12 protein-coding genes are annotated in these 17,847 nt (G+C 71.6%); 9 read left to right on the top strand and 3 right to left on the bottom strand.

Translation table 11 applies throughout. The annotated features are described in order from the left end of the window. The 3 genes from G5C51_RS11750 to G5C51_RS11740 all read right to left on the bottom strand — a co-directional run. Positions 1 to 1,126, bottom strand: a 1,126-nt coding sequence (locus G5C51_RS11750) for a hypothetical protein (RefSeq protein WP_206313715.1), incomplete at its 3' end; no start/stop codon positions are given. After that, positions 1,126 to 1,419 carry a cupredoxin domain-containing protein gene (locus G5C51_RS11745; protein WP_240929575.1) on the bottom strand — a complete coding sequence of 98 codons (294 nt, stop codon included), beginning with the start codon at positions 1,417 to 1,419 and terminating at the stop codon, positions 1,126 to 1,128. The genes G5C51_RS11745 and G5C51_RS11750, both read right to left, overlap by 1 nt. 122 nt (positions 1,420 to 1,541) lie before the next feature. After that, entirely contained in the window at positions 1,542 to 3,614 is a 2,073-nt protein-coding gene (locus G5C51_RS11740; protein WP_165236145.1) for a right-handed parallel beta-helix repeat-containing protein, read from the bottom strand. A gap of 95 nt (positions 3,615 to 3,709) precedes the next feature. Between G5C51_RS11740 and glgP the strand changes: the two genes are divergently transcribed. The 9 genes from glgP to G5C51_RS11695 all read left to right on the top strand — a co-directional run bounded on the left by glgP (position 3,710) and on the right by G5C51_RS11695 (position 17,819). Next, positions 3,710 to 6,364, top strand: a complete 2,655-nt coding sequence (gene glgP / locus G5C51_RS11735; RefSeq protein ID WP_165236142.1) for an alpha-glucan family phosphorylase — start codon at positions 3,710 to 3,712, stop codon at positions 6,362 to 6,364. Positions 6,365 to 6,464: 100 nt separating this feature from the next. Further along, the gene (gene glgX / locus G5C51_RS11730; RefSeq protein WP_165236139.1) at positions 6,465 to 8,705 is read left to right on the top strand and encodes a glycogen debranching protein GlgX; all 2,241 of its coding nucleotides are present in this window, start codon (positions 6,465 to 6,467) and stop codon (positions 8,703 to 8,705) included. A gap of 35 nt (positions 8,706 to 8,740) precedes the next feature. Then, positions 8,741 to 10,534 carry an ABC transporter ATP-binding protein gene (locus tag G5C51_RS11725; protein ID WP_165236136.1) on the top strand — a complete coding sequence of 598 codons (1,794 nt, stop codon included), beginning with the start codon at positions 8,741 to 8,743 and terminating at the stop codon, positions 10,532 to 10,534. After that, the gene (locus tag G5C51_RS11720) at positions 10,531 to 12,426 is read left to right on the top strand and encodes an ABC transporter ATP-binding protein (RefSeq protein WP_165236133.1); all 1,896 of its coding nucleotides are present in this window, start codon (positions 10,531 to 10,533) and stop codon (positions 12,424 to 12,426) included. The genes G5C51_RS11725 and G5C51_RS11720 overlap by 4 nt, the downstream gene beginning before the upstream one ends. Positions 12,427 to 12,631: 205 nt before the next feature. Then, a complete protein-coding gene (locus tag G5C51_RS11715; protein WP_165236130.1) occupies positions 12,632 to 13,828 on the top strand; it encodes a L,D-transpeptidase in 1,197 nt (398 codons plus the stop codon). 45 nt (positions 13,829 to 13,873) lie between these two features. Next, positions 13,874 to 14,647: an enoyl-CoA hydratase/isomerase family protein gene (locus G5C51_RS11710; RefSeq protein WP_165236127.1), complete on the top strand. Its 774-nt coding sequence runs from the start codon at positions 13,874 to 13,876 to the stop codon at positions 14,645 to 14,647. Between the two features lie 230 nt (positions 14,648 to 14,877). Next, positions 14,878 to 15,381: an ATP-binding protein gene (locus G5C51_RS11705; RefSeq protein ID WP_165236124.1), complete on the top strand. Its 504-nt coding sequence runs from the start codon at positions 14,878 to 14,880 to the stop codon at positions 15,379 to 15,381. Between the two features lie 94 nt (positions 15,382 to 15,475). After that, positions 15,476 to 17,173 carry a sensor histidine kinase gene (locus tag G5C51_RS11700; RefSeq protein WP_165236121.1) on the top strand — a complete coding sequence of 566 codons (1,698 nt, stop codon included), beginning with the start codon at positions 15,476 to 15,478 and terminating at the stop codon, positions 17,171 to 17,173. Between the two features lie 64 nt (positions 17,174 to 17,237). After that, positions 17,238 to 17,819, top strand: a complete 582-nt coding sequence (locus G5C51_RS11695) for an Rv1733c family protein (protein ID WP_165236119.1) — start codon at positions 17,238 to 17,240, stop codon at positions 17,817 to 17,819. Positions 17,820 to 17,847 lie beyond the last annotated feature (28 nt).

Genomic DNA, 17,847 nt, shown 5'->3' with positions numbered 1-17,847 from the left:
GGGCGGCCGGGGGCGGGTTGTCAGTGCCGTATGCGAGGGTGACTGTGCGTGGGGCTTCGGTGGCGAAGAGTGAGAAGTAGTGGGCGATGAGATAGCCGGTGGCGATGGGGAGGAGGGAGTGGGCGAAGGCGCGTGAGCCGGCTTTCCGGGTGGAGATGAGGGCGTCGGAGTTGAGGCCGTCGGAGTTGAGGCGGGCGCCTGAGATGAGGCGGGCGGCGGAGGTGCAGAGGGTGAAGAGGGCGGCCGCGGCGGCGATGGCGGCGAGCAGTCCGAGGGTGGCTGCGCCGGTGCGGCCGAGGGGGGAGGTCTGGAGGGTGTCGATCCAGGAGGGGGTGGCGGAGAAGCCGTCGTAGGCGGTGGAGCCGAGCAGCACACAGGCGGTGGCGGCGAGGCCGGGGAGCTGCGGGACGGCGTCGAGGCTGTGGAAGGGGTGCCGCAGCACGAGGCGGCCTTGGGGTCCGCGGCCCAGCGGTGAGAGGTGCCCGAGCAGGGCGGAGTAGACCTCGAAGGCGTCGCCGCGGGCGAACCAGGCGCTGCCGTAGCGGGCGGCGGCGAGGAGGTGCGCGATGGCGTAGCCGGTGATGAAGGTGAGGAGGGTGGTGCGGGAGGCGGGTTCGGGCGAGGCGAGTTCAAGCCAGGTGAAGGCGGTGAGCCCGGCCGCGGCGGGCCAGAAGCCGAGTCGCGACGGCAGCGGCCGGCCGCCGGCGTCGGGGTCGCGCCGCAGGGCGCGGCACAGGAGGAGATGGAGGGTGCGGAGTGGATTGAGGAGTCGCCATACGGGACCGAAGAGGAGCGAGGCGGGCACGAGCCCGACCCAGAGGACGACGTAGATCGCGCCCGGCGCCGGGTTGCGATCGGGGTCGTCGGGGCCGAGCAGCAGATGCCCGAGGACGAGGGCGGCACCGGCGAGTCCGGCCACCCGCAGGCTCCGACGCAGCACGCGGCCGTCGACAACTCGCCGCAACCAGGCGGGGAGCGGCCGTCCGGCGGCGGCGGAGAACCGCGACTCGGGCCAGAGCAGCCCCAGCGCCAGAAAGGAGACGAAGAGCGCGGCGAACGCGCCCGCATACGCATAGAAGACCGAGATCGGCAGGTCCTGCCGGTCACCGACGCCGTGCGCGAGCATCACCGTACGAGCAGCTGGGTCAGCACGAGATGCGCGGAGTGCGTCTCCACCTGGAACAGTCCGCTCCGGTCCGCGGTGAATGCCACGGTCGCGGCCTTGCCCGGCTTGAGTTGGGCGGACTTGTCGTAGCCGTGGACGTGCAGCTCGTCGGCGACATCGCTGGTGACGCGAAGCTCTACGCGCGCGCCACGCTCGACCTCGACGCGGCCTGGCTTCGGGCTGACTTTGCCGCCGGCGATACGGATGACGACCTCACGCCGCTCCCCGGGCGCGGGCTGGGTCGCCGGTGCCACGGACCCGGTGGCCTCCTCGTGGCTGGTTCCGGGCCGGTGATGAGTGGTCGGCAACGAGCAGCCGCTCACGGCCAGAAGAACCGCGGCGAGCAGCGTGGTGCACGCACCCCGAACCGCGGGCGTCACGACACCGCCCCCGCCGCCGCGGCGGGTGGAGTGTCCGCGGGGCCGGATTCCATCGCATCCGCCTCTGCCGACCGCGAGGGCGTCCGCAGGCGGGCCGCGGCCACCACCGCCCAGACGACCCACACCACACCGAGCAGCATCCGCGCCCAGGCCGGGCTCAGCGGGATCCACGGGAGCATGAACACCGCCTTGTCGAAGGCGTCGAGCAGCGTCAGCGCCCCCATCGCCATCGTCACCCAGGCGAACGCCCGCCGTTCCTCCCGCAGCACCCACCCGGTCGCCGCCCACCAGCCGCCGAGCAGCACCAGCGCCACGACCGGGATCAGCGTGTCCGCGTACGACCCGGCAGACCCGACCACGTCGAGCACCAGACCCGCCGCCCCTGCCAGCGCCGCAGCCCCGGCCACGCGGCTGGACCGCAGGCGCCACCACAGCACGCCGCCGACCAGCGCCAGCACCCCGGCCACCCCGAGCGCGAGCTGCACCTCGACCCGTTCAACACCCCGCGCGCCGTACCAGTCGCACCCCGCCGGCAGTTTCCGCGCGCCCGCGTCGTACTCCGCGCACACCATCAGCTGCGCCAGCTTCCCCGGCTCGCCGGCCACCCGGTCCGTATCCCCGGAGACATCGCCCCGCCTGTCGCCGCAGGACGGGAGCGATCGCGGGTTGGAGGCGCCCGCGCTCGCCTGCCAGCAGTTGCCGCCGCCCTGGCCGTCCCACCACACGTCCATGTCGTTCGGGTGCGAGCGGCCCGCGCGGTCCGTCCCGAAGCGGTTCCCCGCGTACCGGTTGTGGTGCGACGTGTCGAATTGCTTGCCCAGCGCGCCCTCGCCCCGGATGAAGGCGGGGACGGCGCTCAGGAAGATCCCGGCCCGCTGATGGCCGTGGATCCAGTTGTTCTCGTAGATGTTCCAGTTTCCGCCCGCCGTGATGATCCCCGTCCCCGGCGGCATGGAGATCTGCGGGCACACCACGCCGCGCTCGTATCCCCGCTCGGCAGGCGGCTTGGCGCAGGTGCCGTCGCGTACGTACCGGTAGTAGTTCGCGTTGTTGTCGTGGATGTCGTTGCGCTCGAAGCGGGCGTGGTTCTGCGGCAGGCCCGGGTGGCCGGGGAAGGCGCTGTCCATCGAGGCGCCGCCCATGTTGTGGTCGAACTCGTTGTCGTGGACGTGGACGGAGTCGCCCGCGGTGCCGGAGTAGCCGACCATGTTGTGGTGGCTGCGGCAGCCCGTGATCTCGATCGAGTAGCGCGGGACGTCGTAGCCCCGGCCGTTGTTGATGTCCGACGCGCTGCCCGGGTAGATCCCCGAGTCGCCGTTCCCGTACGACTCGCAGTTCTTGTACAGGCCGTGATCCGAAGCGAAGGTCAGGAAGCCGTACTCGTCGTTCCAGCGGGTCAGCATGTCGTCGATGACGAAGCCGTCGCCGGCCAGCACGTACAGCGAGTTGAAGGTGGACCGCTGGGCCGTGAAATTCCGGAAGTAGACCCCGTCCGAGCCGTCCGCGCGGATCACGTTCAGCTTCTTGTACTGGCCGTCGATGATGACGTCCGAGCGGGACTGGCCCGTGCCCTCGATCTGCAGGTTCTTCTTGCCGAGGATGGCGACCAGGTTCTGATTGGACGGGCAGCGCTTCTGCTGCGCGTACGACAGGATCTGGTAGCCGAACGACGACTTGCGGGCCTTCAGCCGGGCGCAGGCGCCCGAGGGCTTCGGCTGGGTCGGCTGCTCCTGGTAGACGCCGGGCAGGATGGCGATGTTCATGTCCGGGCGGTCGACGGCGTCGACCGCGGCCTGCAGATGCCGGTAGCCGTCGCGCAGGCAGCGCTCGAAGTACCGCTCGTTGCGCTCCCGCAGCGGGCGCGGATAGTCGGCGATGCGCCGCTCGAAGTCCGCGCGGTCGGTCTTGCACACCAGCAGATCCGGCGCGCCCTCGCGGTACTTCGGCACGCTCCCGGAGCCGTCCGGGAAGGACACCGGCCGCTCCTCGTGCGCCCCCGCGGGAGCCGCACCCACCAGCACCACGAGCAGCGCCGCTACAGCGGCCAGGGCCTTACGCGTCCACGACATGCGCGGAAGAGTAGAACAACTCTCATCTTTTGTGAGCCCTATCGGCGTACGATCATTCTGGGCAAATCGGCCATCGCGCGGCTACCTTCGTGTACGTGAAGGCGATTCGTAGGTTCACCGTCCGCCCCGTCCTCCCCGAACCGCTGCGCCCGCTCAGCGAGCTGAGCCGGAATCTGCGGTGGTCCTGGCACCCCGAGACCCGCGAGCTGTTCGAGTCCGTAGACCCCGACCGATGGCGCGAGACCGGGGGCGACCCGGTGCGCCTGCTCGGCTCCGTCGCCACTGACCGCCTCACCGCGCTCGCCGACGACCGCCGCTTCCTGCGCCGGCTCGAGGCCGTACGGGAGGATCTGCGCGACTACGTCACCGGGCAGCGCTGGTACCAGCAGACGCAAGCCGGCGGGGGCGACCTGCCCGCCGCCATCGCGTACTTCTCGCCGGAGTTCGGCATCACCGGAGCGCTGCCGCAGTACTCCGGCGGTCTCGGCATCCTCGCCGGCGACCACCTCAAGGCGGCCAGCGACCTCGGCGTGCCGCTGATCGGCGTCGGCCTGCTCTACCGGCACGGGTACTTCCGGCAGTCGCTCTCCCGCGAGGGCTGGCAGCAGGAGCACTACCCGGTGCTCGACCCCAACGAGCTGCCGCTCGCCCGCCTCGCCGAGGACGACGGACGCGCGGTGCAGATCCGCCTCGCCCTGCCGCACGGGCGCTCGCTGCGCGCCGCGGTGTGGGTGGCGAAGGTCGGGCGGGTGCCGCTGCTGCTGCTCGACTCCGATGTGGACGAGAACGACCCGGGCGAGCGGGACGTCACCGACCGGCTCTACGGCGGCGGTTCCGAGCACCGGCTGCTGCAGGAGATGCTGCTGGGCATCGGCGGGGTGCGGGCGGTACGGGCGTACTGCCGGATCACCGGGCACCCCGGGCCTGAGGTCTTCCACACCAACGAGGGGCACGCCGGGTTCCTCGGCCTGGAGCGGATCCGCGAGTTGATCGCGGCGGCGGGGCAGGGCGACGACAAGGACGGCCTCGACTTCCAGGCCGCGCTCGAATCCGTCCGCGCCGGCACCGTCTTCACCACCCATACGCCGGTGCCGGCCGGCATCGACCGCTTCGACCGCGAGCTCGTCGCCCGGCATCTCGGCGACGACGCGGAGCTGCCCGGGATCGACGTCGAGCAGGTGCTGCGGCTCGGCCTGGAGTCGTATCCGGGCGGCGAGCCGAACTGCTTCAACATGGCGGTGATGGGGCTGCGGCTGGCACAGCGCGCCAACGGCGTGTCCACGCTGCACGGGAGCGTCAGCCGGGCGATGTTCGCCGGGCTGTGGCCGGGCTTCGACCCGGAGGAGGTGCCGATCGCGTCCGTGACGAACGGGGTGCACGCGCCGACCTGGGTGGCGCCCGAGGTGTTCCGGCTCGGGGCGCGGCAGATCGGGGCGCAGCGTACCGAGGACGCGCTCTCCGTCGGGGCCTCCGAGCGGTGGGACGCGGTCGCGCAGATCCCGGACGGCGATGTGTGGGAGCTGCGCAGGTCGCTGCGCGAGCAGCTGGTCGAGGAGGTACGGAACCGGCTGCGCGCCTCGTGGCGGGAGCGCGGCGCGGGCGCGGCCGAGCTCGGCTGGATCGACGGGGTGCTGGACCCCGACGTGCTGACGATCGGGTTCGCGCGCCGGGTGCCGTCGTACAAGCGGCTGACGCTGATGCTGCGCGACCGCGACCGGCTGATGGAGCTGCTGCTGCATCCGGAGCGGCCGGTGCAGATCGTGGTCGCGGGGAAGGCGCATCCGGCCGATGACGGCGGCAAGGCGCTGATCCAGGAGCTGGTGCGGTTCGCGGACGATCCGCGGGTGCGGCACCGGATCGTCTTCCTGCCGGACTACGGGATGACGATGGCGCAGAAGCTCTACACGGGCTGCGACGTCTGGCTGAACAACCCGCTGCGGCCGCTGGAGGCGTGCGGGACCTCGGGAATGAAGGCCGCCCTGAACGGCTGCCTCAACCTGTCGATCCGGGACGGCTGGTGGGACGAGTGGTACGAGCCCGACTTCGGCTGGGCGATCCCGACCGCCGACGGCTCCGCGACCGATGACGAGCGGCGGGACGAGCTGGAGGCGGCGGCGATCTACACGCTGCTGGAGGAGCGGGTGACGCCGCGGTTCTACGACACGGACGGCGGCGGGCTGCCGCGCCGGTGGATCGACATGGTGCGGCAGACGCTGGTGCACCTGGGGCCGAAGGTGCTGGCCGGGCGGATGGTGCGGGAGTACGTGGAGCGGCTGTACGCGCCGGCCGCGCGGGCGCACCGGACGCTGACGTCCGACATCGCCTCCGAACTGGCGGCGTGGAAGGCCCGGGTGCGGGCCGCGTGGCCGCGGGTCGCCGTGGAGCACGTCGAGGCGAGCGCGCAGCCGGCGGCCGCGGAGCTGGGGTCGACGCTGAACCTGCGGGTGCGGGTGACGCTCGGCGAGCTGGCGCCGGACGACGTGGAGGTGCAGGCGGTCGCGGGGCGGGTGGATGCCGGTGACCGCATCTCGGAGGCGACGGTGGTGTCGCTGAAGCCGTCGGCAGGGCCGGACTTGGAGGGCCGGTGGGTGTTCGAGGGGCCGCTGTCGCTGGACCGGACGGGGGCCTTCGGGTATACGGTGCGGATTCTTCCGGGGCATCGGCTGCTGGCGTCGCCGGCGGAGTTGGGACTCGTGGCGGTGCCTACCGAGGGCGGGGCCGAGCAGGAGGCAGGTGTGCTGCTGCGCTGACCGGGCGGCCCCTGGTCCGCGTTGCGTGGTGGTCGCGCGGGAACAACTGTTTCGAGGACGGGACTCCTCACCATTTGCCGCGAGCCGCTGGAGGCCATACGTGTCGAGCGCTGCCGACCAGGAGGCACTGCCCGAGAACGACATACGCCCGGCCGCGGCTGTGTGGCCGGGTGCACCACAGCCGCTGGGGGCGCGCTATCGGGCGCCGGGTAACGGGGCCGTCGAGGGCACCAACTTCGCCCTGTGGGCGGGCGGTGCGGAGGCGGTCGAGCTGTGTCTCTTCGACGAGGGCGGTGGCGAGCGGCGGCTGCCGCTCACCGAGCTGACGCATGAGATCTGGCACGGCTTCGTGCCGGGCGTCCGGCCCGGCATGCGGTACGGGTATCGCGTGCACGGGCGGTGGGATCCGTGGACCGGGCACCGGTTCAATCCGGCGAAGCTGCTGCTCGATCCGTATGCGCGGGCCGTGGACGGGGCCCGCGGCGGAGCCGCTGATGGATTCAGCGGCACGCCCGCCGAGGTCTACGCGCATGTGCGGGACTGGCCCGACCGGCATCTCGCGGACACGGTGCGCGATGAGCGGGACTCCGCGCCGTACGTACCCAAGGGCGTCGTGGTGGGCGGGGACGTAGGGGCCGATGAGTGGCTCGACGATCGCCGGCCCAAGACGCCCTGGCCCGACTCGGTCGTCTACGAGCTGCATGTGCGCGGCTTCACCATGAGGCACCCGGGGGTGCCGGAGCGGCTGCGGGGCACGTATGCGGGGCTCGGGCATCGGGCCGCCGTGGAGCATCTCGCCGGCTTGGGTGTGACGGCCGTCGAGCTGCTGCCGGTGCATCAGTTCGCGCACGAGGACGCGCTCGGGCGGCGGGGGCTGCGCAATTACTGGGGGTACAACTCCATCGGCTACTTCGCCCCGCACGCCGGGTACGCCGCCACCGGGACCCGGGGTGAACAGGTCGGGGAGTTCCGGCAGATGGTGCGGGCGTTGCATGCCGCGGGGATCGAGGTGATCCTCGACGTCGTCTACAACCACACCGCCGAGGGCAGCGAGCTCGGGCCCACCTTTTCGCTGCGCGGGATCGACAACCGCGGCTACTACCGGCTGGGGCCCGATCCGCGGCACTACGCCGACTACACGGGGTGCGGGAACACCCTGGGCGTCGTGCAGCCGCAGGTGCTGCGGCTGATCACGGACAGCCTGCGGTACTGGGTGACCGAGATGGGCGTGGACGGCTTCCGGTTCGACCTGGCGTCGGCGCTGGCGCGGGTGGCGCGGGGCGGGGACGACGGGTTCGACATGCTGCATCCGTTTCTCGCCGTGATCTCGCAGGATCCGGTGCTGCGGCGGGTGAAGCTGATCGCCGAGCCGTGGGATGCCACGGCGGGGGGCTATCAGGTGGGGGGCTTTCCGCCGCTGTGGTCGGAGTGGAACGACCGCTACCGGGACGCGGTGCGGGACTTCTGGCGGGGGGCGCTGCCGGATGTGCGGGACCTGGGGTACCGGCTGTCCGGGTCGAGCGATCTGTACGGGTGGGGCGGGCGCCGGCCGTACGCCTCGGTGAACTTCGTGACCGCGCACGACGGGTTCACGCTCCGGGACCTCGTGTCGTACGAGCGGAAGCACAACGAGGCCAATGGGGAAGGGAATCGGGACGGGACGGACGACAACCGGTCCTGGAACTGCGGGCATGAGGGGGAGACCGACGACGCCGGCATCAACGAACTGCGCCGCAAGCAGGTGAAGAATCTGCTCGCCACCCTGCTGCTCTCCACCGGCGTCCCGATGCTGGTGGCCGGGGACGAGATGGGCCGTACGCAGCGCGGCAACAACAACGCGTACTGCCAGGACAACGAGGTGAGCTGGGTCGACTGGTCGCTGCTCGACGACCCGGGGTGGGGCTCCGTGCACCGCCTCGCGCGGCGGCTGATCGAGCTGCGCCGCACCCACCCGGTGCTGCGGCGGCGCGCCTTCTTCGCCGGGCGGCCGCACGGGGACGGCGGGCTGCGGGATCTGGCGTGGTTCACGGCGCGCGGGACCGAGATGAGCGAGGCGGACTGGTACGCGCCGCGCGACACCTTCGGGATGTTCCTGTCGGGTACGGACATCGCGCAGCGCGGGCCGCAGGGCGAGGCGGTGCTGGACGACAGCTTCCTGGTGGTGCTGCACGCGGGCGGCGCGGAGACGGACTTCGTGCTGCCGGGGGCGCCGTGGGCCAGGGAGTACGAGGTCGTGGTCGACACCGCCGCGGAGGAGACGGGGGCGGAGAAGCGGGTGCCGGGCGGGGAGCGGCTGCCGGTGGCGCCCCGCTCGGTGATCTTGCTGAGGAAAACGGGATGAGGTCTGTCAGTAGCGGAACGTAGTCTCGTGAGTTGATGCCTCCTGCAAACAAACGCCGCTCTGCCGTCCGCTCCCTACTCCGTCTGTGGCCCTATGTGCTTCCCGTGCGAACGCGGGTGTTCGGTGCCGCCGCGGTCGCCGTCGTCGCCTCCTGTCTGGGGCTCGTCATTCCGCTGGTGCTGAAGTGGATCGTGGACGGGCCGGTGGCCGACCGTGATCCGGCCGGCGTGTGGCTGGGCGGCGGGATGCTGCTGGCGCTCGGGGTGGCGGAGGCGCTGCTGTTCGGGCTGCGGCGGTGGCTGGTGGCGCGGCCGCTGGCCGGCGTGGAGGCGGCGATGCGGGCCGATCTGTACCGGCATCTGCAGCGGCTGCCGGTGTCGTTCCACGACCGGTGGGCGTCCGGGCAGCTGCTCTCGCGCGGCACCACGGATCTGATGCTGCTGCGCATGTTCCTCGCCTTTCCGATGACCTTTCTGCTGGTCAACGGGGTCACGATCATTGCCGGGTTCGGCATTCTGCTGTCGCAGCGGTGGTCGCTCGGGCTGGTGCTGCTGGCGCCGGTGCTGCCGCTGGTGGCCGGCTGCTTCCTCTTCGAGAAGAAGTACTTCAAGGTGGCCCGGCGGGCGCAGGACCAGGTCGGCGATCTCACCACGGTCGTCGAGGAGTCGGTGCTCGGGATCCGTATCATCAAGGGCTTCGGACGGCATCGCAGCCAGGCCCGCGCCTTCCGCGAGCTGACCCGCACGCTGCGCGGGACGGAGCTGAACAAGGCGCGGCTGCTCAGCGCGATCATGGCGCTGATCACCACACTGCCGGAGCTGGCGATCGGCATCGCGCTGGTGCTCGGCTCGGTGCAGGTGGCGGACGGCGACCTGTCGGCCGGGACGCTGGTGGCCTTCCTGTCGACCGCGCTGGCGCTGCGCTGGCCGGTGGAGTCGATCGGCTTCCTGCTGGCGATCAGCAATGACGCGGCATCGGCCGCGGACCGCTTCTTCGAGGTGATGGACGAAAAGCCGGCGGCGGCCGGCGACGCGGCTCCACGGCAGCGGACGAAGAGCCTGCCGGCCCAGCAGGCCGGCATGAGCTTCGACGGCGTGGTCTTCCGCTATCCCGATGCCCCGCCCGACACCCCCGCCACCATCGAAGGCGTCGATCTGCACATCCGGCACGGCGAGACGATGGCGCTCGTCGGCGCCACCGGGTCCGGCAAGACCACGCTCACCGCGCTGGTGCCGCGGCTGTACGAGCCGACGTCCGGGCGGATCACCCTCGACGGGCGCGACATCACCGCCATGCCGCGCGAGGAGCTGCGCGAGCTGGTGGCGGTGGCGTTCGAGGAGCCGACGCTGTTCTCCGCCAGTGCGGGGGAGAACGTGCTCATGGGCGCGGCGAGCGCCGAAGAGCACGATCTGCTGCGGGCGTTGGACGTGGCGCAGGCCTCCTTCGTGCACGACCTGCCCGACGGGCACGCCACCCAGGTCGGCGAGCAAGGGCTGAGCCTGTCCGGCGGGCAGCGGCAGCGCCTCGCGCTGGCGCGGGCCATCGTCGGGCGGCCGCGCTTCCTGGTGCTCGACGACCCGCTGTCGGCGCTGGACGTGCACACCGAGGCGCTGGTCGAGGCGGCGCTCCGGCGCGTACTGGCGGAGACCACCGCGCTCGTGGTGGCGCACCGGCCGTCCACGGTGCTGCTCGCCGACCGGGTCGCGCTGCTGTCCGGCGGGCGGATCGCGGCGGTGGGCACGCACGACGAGTTGCTGCACGGCAATGCGGAGTACCGCGAGCTGATGTCGGGCGCCGAGGCACAGGAGCAGGAGGCGATCAGCCGATGACCACCACCGCATCGCACCCGGAGCAGGAGAAGTCCGGGAAGCGCGCCGACGATCCCGAACTGCCCGCGGGCCAGGGCCAGAAGGCCGGGCCCGGCGACCCCTTCGACCAGGACGTCCTCCCCGCCCCCAAGGGCGCCCCCCGCCGCCTGCTCGCCTCGCTGCTCGGGCCGCGCAAGGCGCGGGTGTGGCTGACTGCGGTACTCATCCTGCTGCAGCAGGCCGCCGTGCAGGCGGGGCCGCTGCTCGTCGCGTACGCCATCGACCACGCCGTGCCCGGCTTCCGCCGCGACGGCTGGTCCTGGACCGGGCCGCTGGCCGCCGTAGCCGCCGGGTATGCGGTGTGCGCCCTCGCGGGCGGCGTGCTGCAGCTCCTGTTCGTACGGTCCGCCGCGCGCGTCAACCAGGACGTGCTGGTCGATCTGCGCGGGCGGATTTTCCGGCACGCGCAGGCGCTCAGCGTGGACTTCCACGACCGGTACACCTCGGGACGGCTCATCTCCCGCTCCACCAACGACGTCGAGGCGCTGCGCGAGCTGCTCAACGAGGGGCTGCAGGAGCTCATCGTCGTCGCCCTGTCCACCGTCTACATCGCCGCGATGCTGCTGTGGCTGGACCTCGGCCTCGGCGGCGCGGCGCTGCTGTCGTTCGTGCCGCTCTTCGCCTGGGTGCGGTTCTTCCAGCGGCGCTCGCACCGGCTGTACAAGAAGCGGTCGACGGCCATCGCCGCCGTGATCGTGAAGTTCGTCGAGACCATGAACGGCATCCGCCCGGTGCAGGCCTTCCGCCGCGAGCCCGCCAACGACGGCGACTTCCACCGCCTGAACCGCCACCACGAGCGGATCAACGGCGACTCGATCCTGGAGATGGCGCGGTACGTCGTCGGCTCCCGGCTGACCGCCAACTTCTTCGTCGCCGCGGTGGTGGTCTGGGGCGCGTACCGGGTGGCCGAGGGCGAGCTGGCGCTGGGCGTGCTGGCGGCCGCGGTGCTCTATCTGCGGCGGCTCTACGACCCGATCGACCGGCTCGCCATGTTCCTCAACTCCTATCAGTCCGCGGCCGCTTCGCTGGAGAAGATCTCCGGGCTGCTGGCCCAGGCCCCGTCCGTACCGGAGCCGGCCGAGCCGAAGACGCTGCCCGAGCGGGCCGCGGGCGCGCCGGGGCGCGAGGTGGTCTTCGACGGCGTCAGCTTCGGCTACCGGACCGGCGGCGAGGTGCTGCCGCGCTTCGACCTGACCTTCCCGGCCGGGCAGACGGTCGCGGTGGTCGGCGCGACCGGGGCCGGGAAGTCCACCCTCGCCAAGCTGCTGGCCCGCTTCTACGACCCGACGGTCGGCGAGGTCCGCCTCGACGGGGTCGACCTGCGCGAGCTGGCCACCGCCGAGCTGCGCCGCGGGGTGGTGATGGTGACGCAGGAGGCGTTCCTGTTCTCCGGCACGGTCGCCGAGAACATCGCCATCGGCAGGCCGGACGCCGGCCGCGAGGAGATCGAGCAGGCCGCCAAGGCCATCGGCGCGCACGACTTCATCACGCGCCTTCCCGAGGGGTACGACACCGATGTGCGCAAGCGCGGCGGCCGCATCTCGGCCGGGCAGCGGCAGCTGGTCGCCTTCGCCCGCGCGCTGCTCGCCGACCCGGCGGTGCTGATCCTCGACGAGGCCACCTCGTCACTGGACATTCCGGGCGAACGGGCCGTACAGGCCGCCATGCACACGGTGCTGCGGGGCCGTACCGCCGTGGTGATCGCGCATCGGCTGTCGACGGTGGAAATCGCCGACCGGGTACTCGTGATGGCCGAAGGAAAGGTCGTCGAGGACGGCTCTCCCGAGGAACTGATCGCGGGCCGGGGCCGGTTCGCGGAACTGCATCAGGCGTGGCGCGAGAGCGTCGTGTGAGGCGGAAAGCGATTGGAACTGAACGGTGACATTCGCCAGAGGTGGCCCGACCGATGGTGTGGTTATCTATCTGAGGTGCGCGTATCGCGCTCGGGGGTATGCATAACGGGGCGTGCGAGGGGAGATCTCGGTCTTGATGGTGGAGCCGACGCGGGCAGGGACAGCCCGGACCGACCGGCCGGGGAAGCGTACGGGACGAAGCCTGATGGCGGTGCTCGCCGGCGCCGTAATGGTGCTAGTCGCGGCGTGCGGTGGCGGCGACGGGGACGACGACAAGGGCAAGTCCGGCGAAAAGGGCAAGGACGACAAGAAGGCCTCGCAGGCCGTCGTCGAGATCGCCCCGAAGAACGGCGCGGACGGTGTCGCCACCGAGGACGCGCTGAAGGTGACCGCGAGCAAGGGCAAGCTGACCTCTGTCAAGGTCGCGGACGCCAAGGGCAATGCGGTCAAGGGCGATATATCCAAGGACCGGACCGAGTGGAAGCCGGCTGACCACCTGGCCACTCAGACCAAGTACACGGTGAACGCCGTCGCCGAGGACGAGGAAGGCCTGAAGGCCGCCAAGCACGCCACCTTCACCACCGTCGTGCCGAAGAACACCTTCGTCGGCTACTTCACCCCGGAGAACGGCGAGACCGTCGGCGCGGGCATGCCGGTCTCGATCAACTTCAACCGGCCGATCGAGGACCGTCAGGCGGTCGAGGACGCGGTCAAGGTGACCGCGGACCCGGGCGTCGAGGTCGAGGGCCACTGGTTCGGCAACCAGCGCCTGGACTTCCGCCCGAAGACCTACTGGGTCTCCGGCACCAAGGTCAGTCTGAGTCTCCGCCTTGACGGCGTGCAGGGCGCCGATGGCGTCTACGGCAAGCAGTCCAAGGACGTGAAGTTCACCGTCGGCCGCAGCCAGGTCTCCACCGTCGACGCCAAGACGAAGAAGATGACGGTCGAGCGGGACGGCAAGGTCATCAAGACCATCCCGATCACCTCCGGGGCGCCGTCCAACCCGACCTGGAACGGTCAGATGGTGATCAGCGAGAAGCTCAAGGTCACCCGCATGAACGGCGCCACGGTCGGGTTCACGGACGACGACGGCGAGGGCGAGTACGACATCAAGGACGTGCCGAACGCGATGCGGCTGTCCACGTCGGGCACGTTCATACACGGCAACTACTGGCTGGCCAAGTCGTCCTTCGGCCAGGTCAACGGCAGTCACGGCTGCGTCGGCCTCTTCGACCAGCGCGGCGGGCGCAGCAAGACGACGCCGGGCGCGTGGTTCTTCAACAATTCGATGATCGGCGACGTCGTCATCGTGAAGAACTCCAACGAGAAGACGGTCGCCCCGGACAACGGCCTGAACGGCTGGAACATGTCCTGGGACGAGTGGACCGCGCCACAGGACTGACCGCGTTATGGCAGGTCATGGGGGCGGGCGGCTAGCCTCGCCCCCATGACTGCTGCTGCAACCCTCGACGTGGCCGACGGCGTCGGCACCCTCCGGCTCGACCGTCCGCCCATGAACGCCCTGGACGTCGCCCTCCAGGACCTGATCCGCGATCTCGCCGACGAGGCGGCCCGGCGCGATGACGTGCGCGCCGTGGTGGTCTACGGCGGCGAGAAGGTCTTCGCGGCCGGCGCGGACATCAAGGAAATGCAGGCCATGGACCACGCCGCGATGGTGGCGCGGGCCCGCGGGCTGCAGGACGCCTTCACCGCGGTCGCGCGGATCCCGAAGCCGGTGGTCGCGGCCGTTACGGGCTACGCGCTGGGCGGCGGCTGCGAACTGGCGCTGTGCGCGGACATCCGGATCGCCGGGGAGTCCGCGAAGCTCGGCCAGCCGGAGATCCTGCTCGGGCTGATCCCGGGGGCCGGCGGCACCCAGCGGCTGGCGCGGCTGGTGGGCCCGGGCCGGGCCAAGGACCTGATCTTCACCGGGCGGATGGTCAAGGCCGCCGAGGCGCTCGAGATCGGCCTCGTCGAGAAGGTGGTCCCGGACGCGGAAGTGTACGAGCAGGCGCACGCCTGGGCCGCACGCCTGGCGCAGGGCCCGGCGATCGCGCTCCGCGCCGCGAAGGAGTGCGTCGACGGCGGCATCGAGACGGATCTGGACACCGGACTCGCCCTGGAGCGGAGCTGGTTCGCGGGCCTGTTCGCCACGGAGGACCGGGAGACCGGGATGCGCAGCTTCGTGGAACAGGGCCCGGGCAAGGCCAAGTTCCGCTGATGCGCGGCGTGGTGGGAGCCTGCGGCGGGGATTAGGCCGACCTTAAGTGAACCTTAAGCGAATCCGGGGCGATACGGTGCGTGATCAACTGGATACGCCGTAACGCCGCAGGCCAAGGCGTCCTGTTCAGCCTTAAGTGCTTCTGGCATATGACAACGTCCACCACCGGAACGGTCAGTTCCGGTGGATTGATTCCGGCAGATCCCCTCCAAATAAGCGCCGTCGGCGCCATGATGGTGGGCATGGCGGGCCTCGAGGGAATGCAGCAGTCGCAGCGGCGGGCACCCGCCGCGCGCCCCGGGCCGCTGGACGAGGCCGCGCTCAAGGCCCTTGACCTGTGCGGCAATCCGTCGGTGGACGAGGTGCGGCTGCCCTCCCGGCCGGAGTCGGCGGCGACCGCCCGGCGGCTCACCGAGTCGGTCTGCCTCGGCACCTGGGGCCTGTCGGCCCAGCTCGCCGAGCATGCCGTGCTGCTTGTCTCGGAACTGGTCGGCAATGCCGTCCGGCACACCGGGGCCCGTACCTTCGGGCTGCGCATGCTGCGCCGCAGGGGCTGGATCCGGATCGAGGTCCGTGACCCCTCCCGCGGTCTGCCCTGCCTGATGCCGGTCCGCGAAATGGACACCAGCGGCCGCGGCTTGTTCCTGGTTGACAAGCTCGCGGACCGCTGGGGCGTGGATCTGCTGCCGCGCGGCAAGTCCACCTGGTTCGAGATGCGCGTCGCTGACCGCTAGGTGGCACCGTCGCAAGAGAAGAATCCGGGGGCTCCGCCCCAGACCCCCTGCCGAGTTCGTCCCGCGATGCGTGGGTGGTCGATAACGTGGGGTAATGGCGGACAGTGACAAGGCCGTGGCGCGGCTGCAGTTGGATGAGCTGCTCGACGAGCTCCAGGTGCGTATCGACGGCGTGCGCGGCACCCGGGACCGGGTGCAGGGGCTGCTGGAAGCGGTGCTCACCGTCGGTCGCGAGCTGGATCTGCGGCAGGTGCTGCACAGCATCGTCGAGGCGGCCGTGGTGCTTGTCGATGCCGAGTACGGGGCGCTGGGCGTGATCGGCGAGGGGCAGCGGCTGGCGCAGTTCCTGACGGTGGGCGTGGACGAGCGGGAGCAGGCGGAGATCGGACCGCTGCCCGAAGGGCACGGCATTCTCGGCGAGTTGATCCGCCATCCGGAGCCGCTGCGGCTCGAGGAGATCTCCCAGCATCCGGCGTCCTACGGCTTTCCGCCGGGGCATCCGCCGATGCACTCCTTCCTGGGCGTCCCGATCCGGGTGCGGGACGAGGTGTTCGGCAATCTGTATCTGACGCAGAAGCGCGCGGCGAAGGAGTTCGACGTCGAGGACGAGGCCGTGCTGGCCACCCTCGCCGTCGCCGCCGGCGTGGCGATCGAGAACGCCCGGCTCTACGAGGAGGCGCGCAGCCGGCAGCGCTGGCTGGAGGCGGCGGCCGAGGTGACCAACTCGCTGCTCTCCGGCTCCGACGAGCACGAGGTGCTGGAGCTGATCACCGAGCGGGCCTGCGCCATCCTCAGTGCCGACCGGGGGAGCGTGTCGCTGCCCACGGCACCCGACGGCGGGCTGCGGGTGGAGCTGGTCAGCGGTGCCGGCGCCGAGCGGCAGCTGGGCCGGGACGTACCGCTGCACGGCACCCTGACCGGCGCCGCCTACCGCACCGGCGAGACCGCCCTCACCGACGACGTCGACACCGATCCGCGGGTGACCGCGAGTCTGCTGCTCGACTCCGGCATCGGCCCCGCGGTGGCCGCGCCGATCGGCACCGGCGAGGGCGTGCGCGGCGTGGTGCTGCTGGCCCGGGTCCGCGGCAAGCCCGCGTTCACCCCGGAGGAGACGGCGCCGCTGCACACCTTCGCCGGGCAGGCCGCCCTGGCGCTCGAGCTGGCCGGGCGGCGGCGCGACGCCGAGCAGGTGCGGCTGTACGCGGACCGCGACCGGATCGCCCGCGACCTGCACGACCTGGCGATCCAGCGGCTGTTCGCCACCGGGATCACGCTGCAGTCGGCGACCCGCTTCGTCAAGGCGAAGGAGGGGCAGGAGCGGCTGGCCCGGGCGGTCGACGATCTGGACGAGACCATCAAGATCATTCGGACCACCATCTTCGGGCTGCGGGTGCACGAGTCCGGACCCGCGGTACGGGGCCTGCGGATACGGGTGGTCGAGGCGCTCGAAGAGGCCGTGCCCACGCTGGGGTTCACGCCGTCGCTGCGGGTGGAGGGCCTGGTCGATACGAACGTGGAGCCGCGGCTCGCGGACCAGGCGCTCGGCGTCCTCGGCGCACTGCTGACGGCGGTCGCCGAGGCCGGCGCCGGGTCCGCGGGGGTCGCACTGATGGCGGCGGACGGGGAGCTGGCGCTGACCGTCGCGGTGGACGGCGAGCGGGGCGCGGCCGTCTCGCTGGGCCTGGACGGGCTGGCGGAACAGGTGCGTGAGACGGGCGGGGAGCTCGCGGTGCGGCCCCAGGAGGGCGGCGGGGCACGGGTGTTGTGGCGGACGCCACTGTCCGTTAGCTGACCCCTCCTCGATGGGTACCCGGTGCGACACTGGAAAGGCCGGGGGGCATTGAGGGGCGCGATCGATGAAGCAGAGGCTGTGGTCGTGGCGCTGGCGGGAGAGTCCGCTGCGGCGCGGGGTTGATGTGGCGGAGGGGTGGCTGATCCTTGCCGCCGTGACGCTGGCGGCGGTCGGCGGACTGCTCGCGGGCGTGCGCACGGCGGGTGCCGTCGACGACTACCTCGACCGGCAGCGGGTGGAGCGCCAGCGCACCCCCGCCGTCCTGCTGCAGAACCCCAAGCAGCCACCGCGGGTGGACGGCACGAGCGAGGTGCACGGGGAGCGGACGCGGGCCAAGGTGCGGTGGCTGGACGGCGACGGCCGGCCGCACCGGGCGATGACGCGGGTCGCGTCGGACCTCAAGGTCGGCCAGACCACGCAGGTGTGGACGGACACGTCGGGCCGCCGGATTCTGCCGGCCCCGGCGTCGGGCGGTCAGGCCGCGGTGCAGAGCGCCTTCACCGGCGCGTCGGCGGCGCTGGGTGTGGTGGCGCTGGTGGCGGTCGGCTGCCGGCTCGGGCAGCGGCGCATCGACCGGGCGCGCGAGCGGTGGTGGGCGGCGGAGTGGGCCCGGGTGGGACCCGAGTGGCGGCGGAACGACGCGTAACGCCTTCCGGCGGGGTGGGTCCTGGTGG

This window comes from Streptomyces coryli, from assembly GCF_011044975.1.
Lineage (GTDB): Bacteria > Actinomycetota > Actinomycetes > Streptomycetales > Streptomycetaceae > Streptomyces > Streptomyces coryli.
Note: the sequence above shows the minus strand (reverse complement) of the source record. Positions and strands in the feature narration are given on the sequence as shown.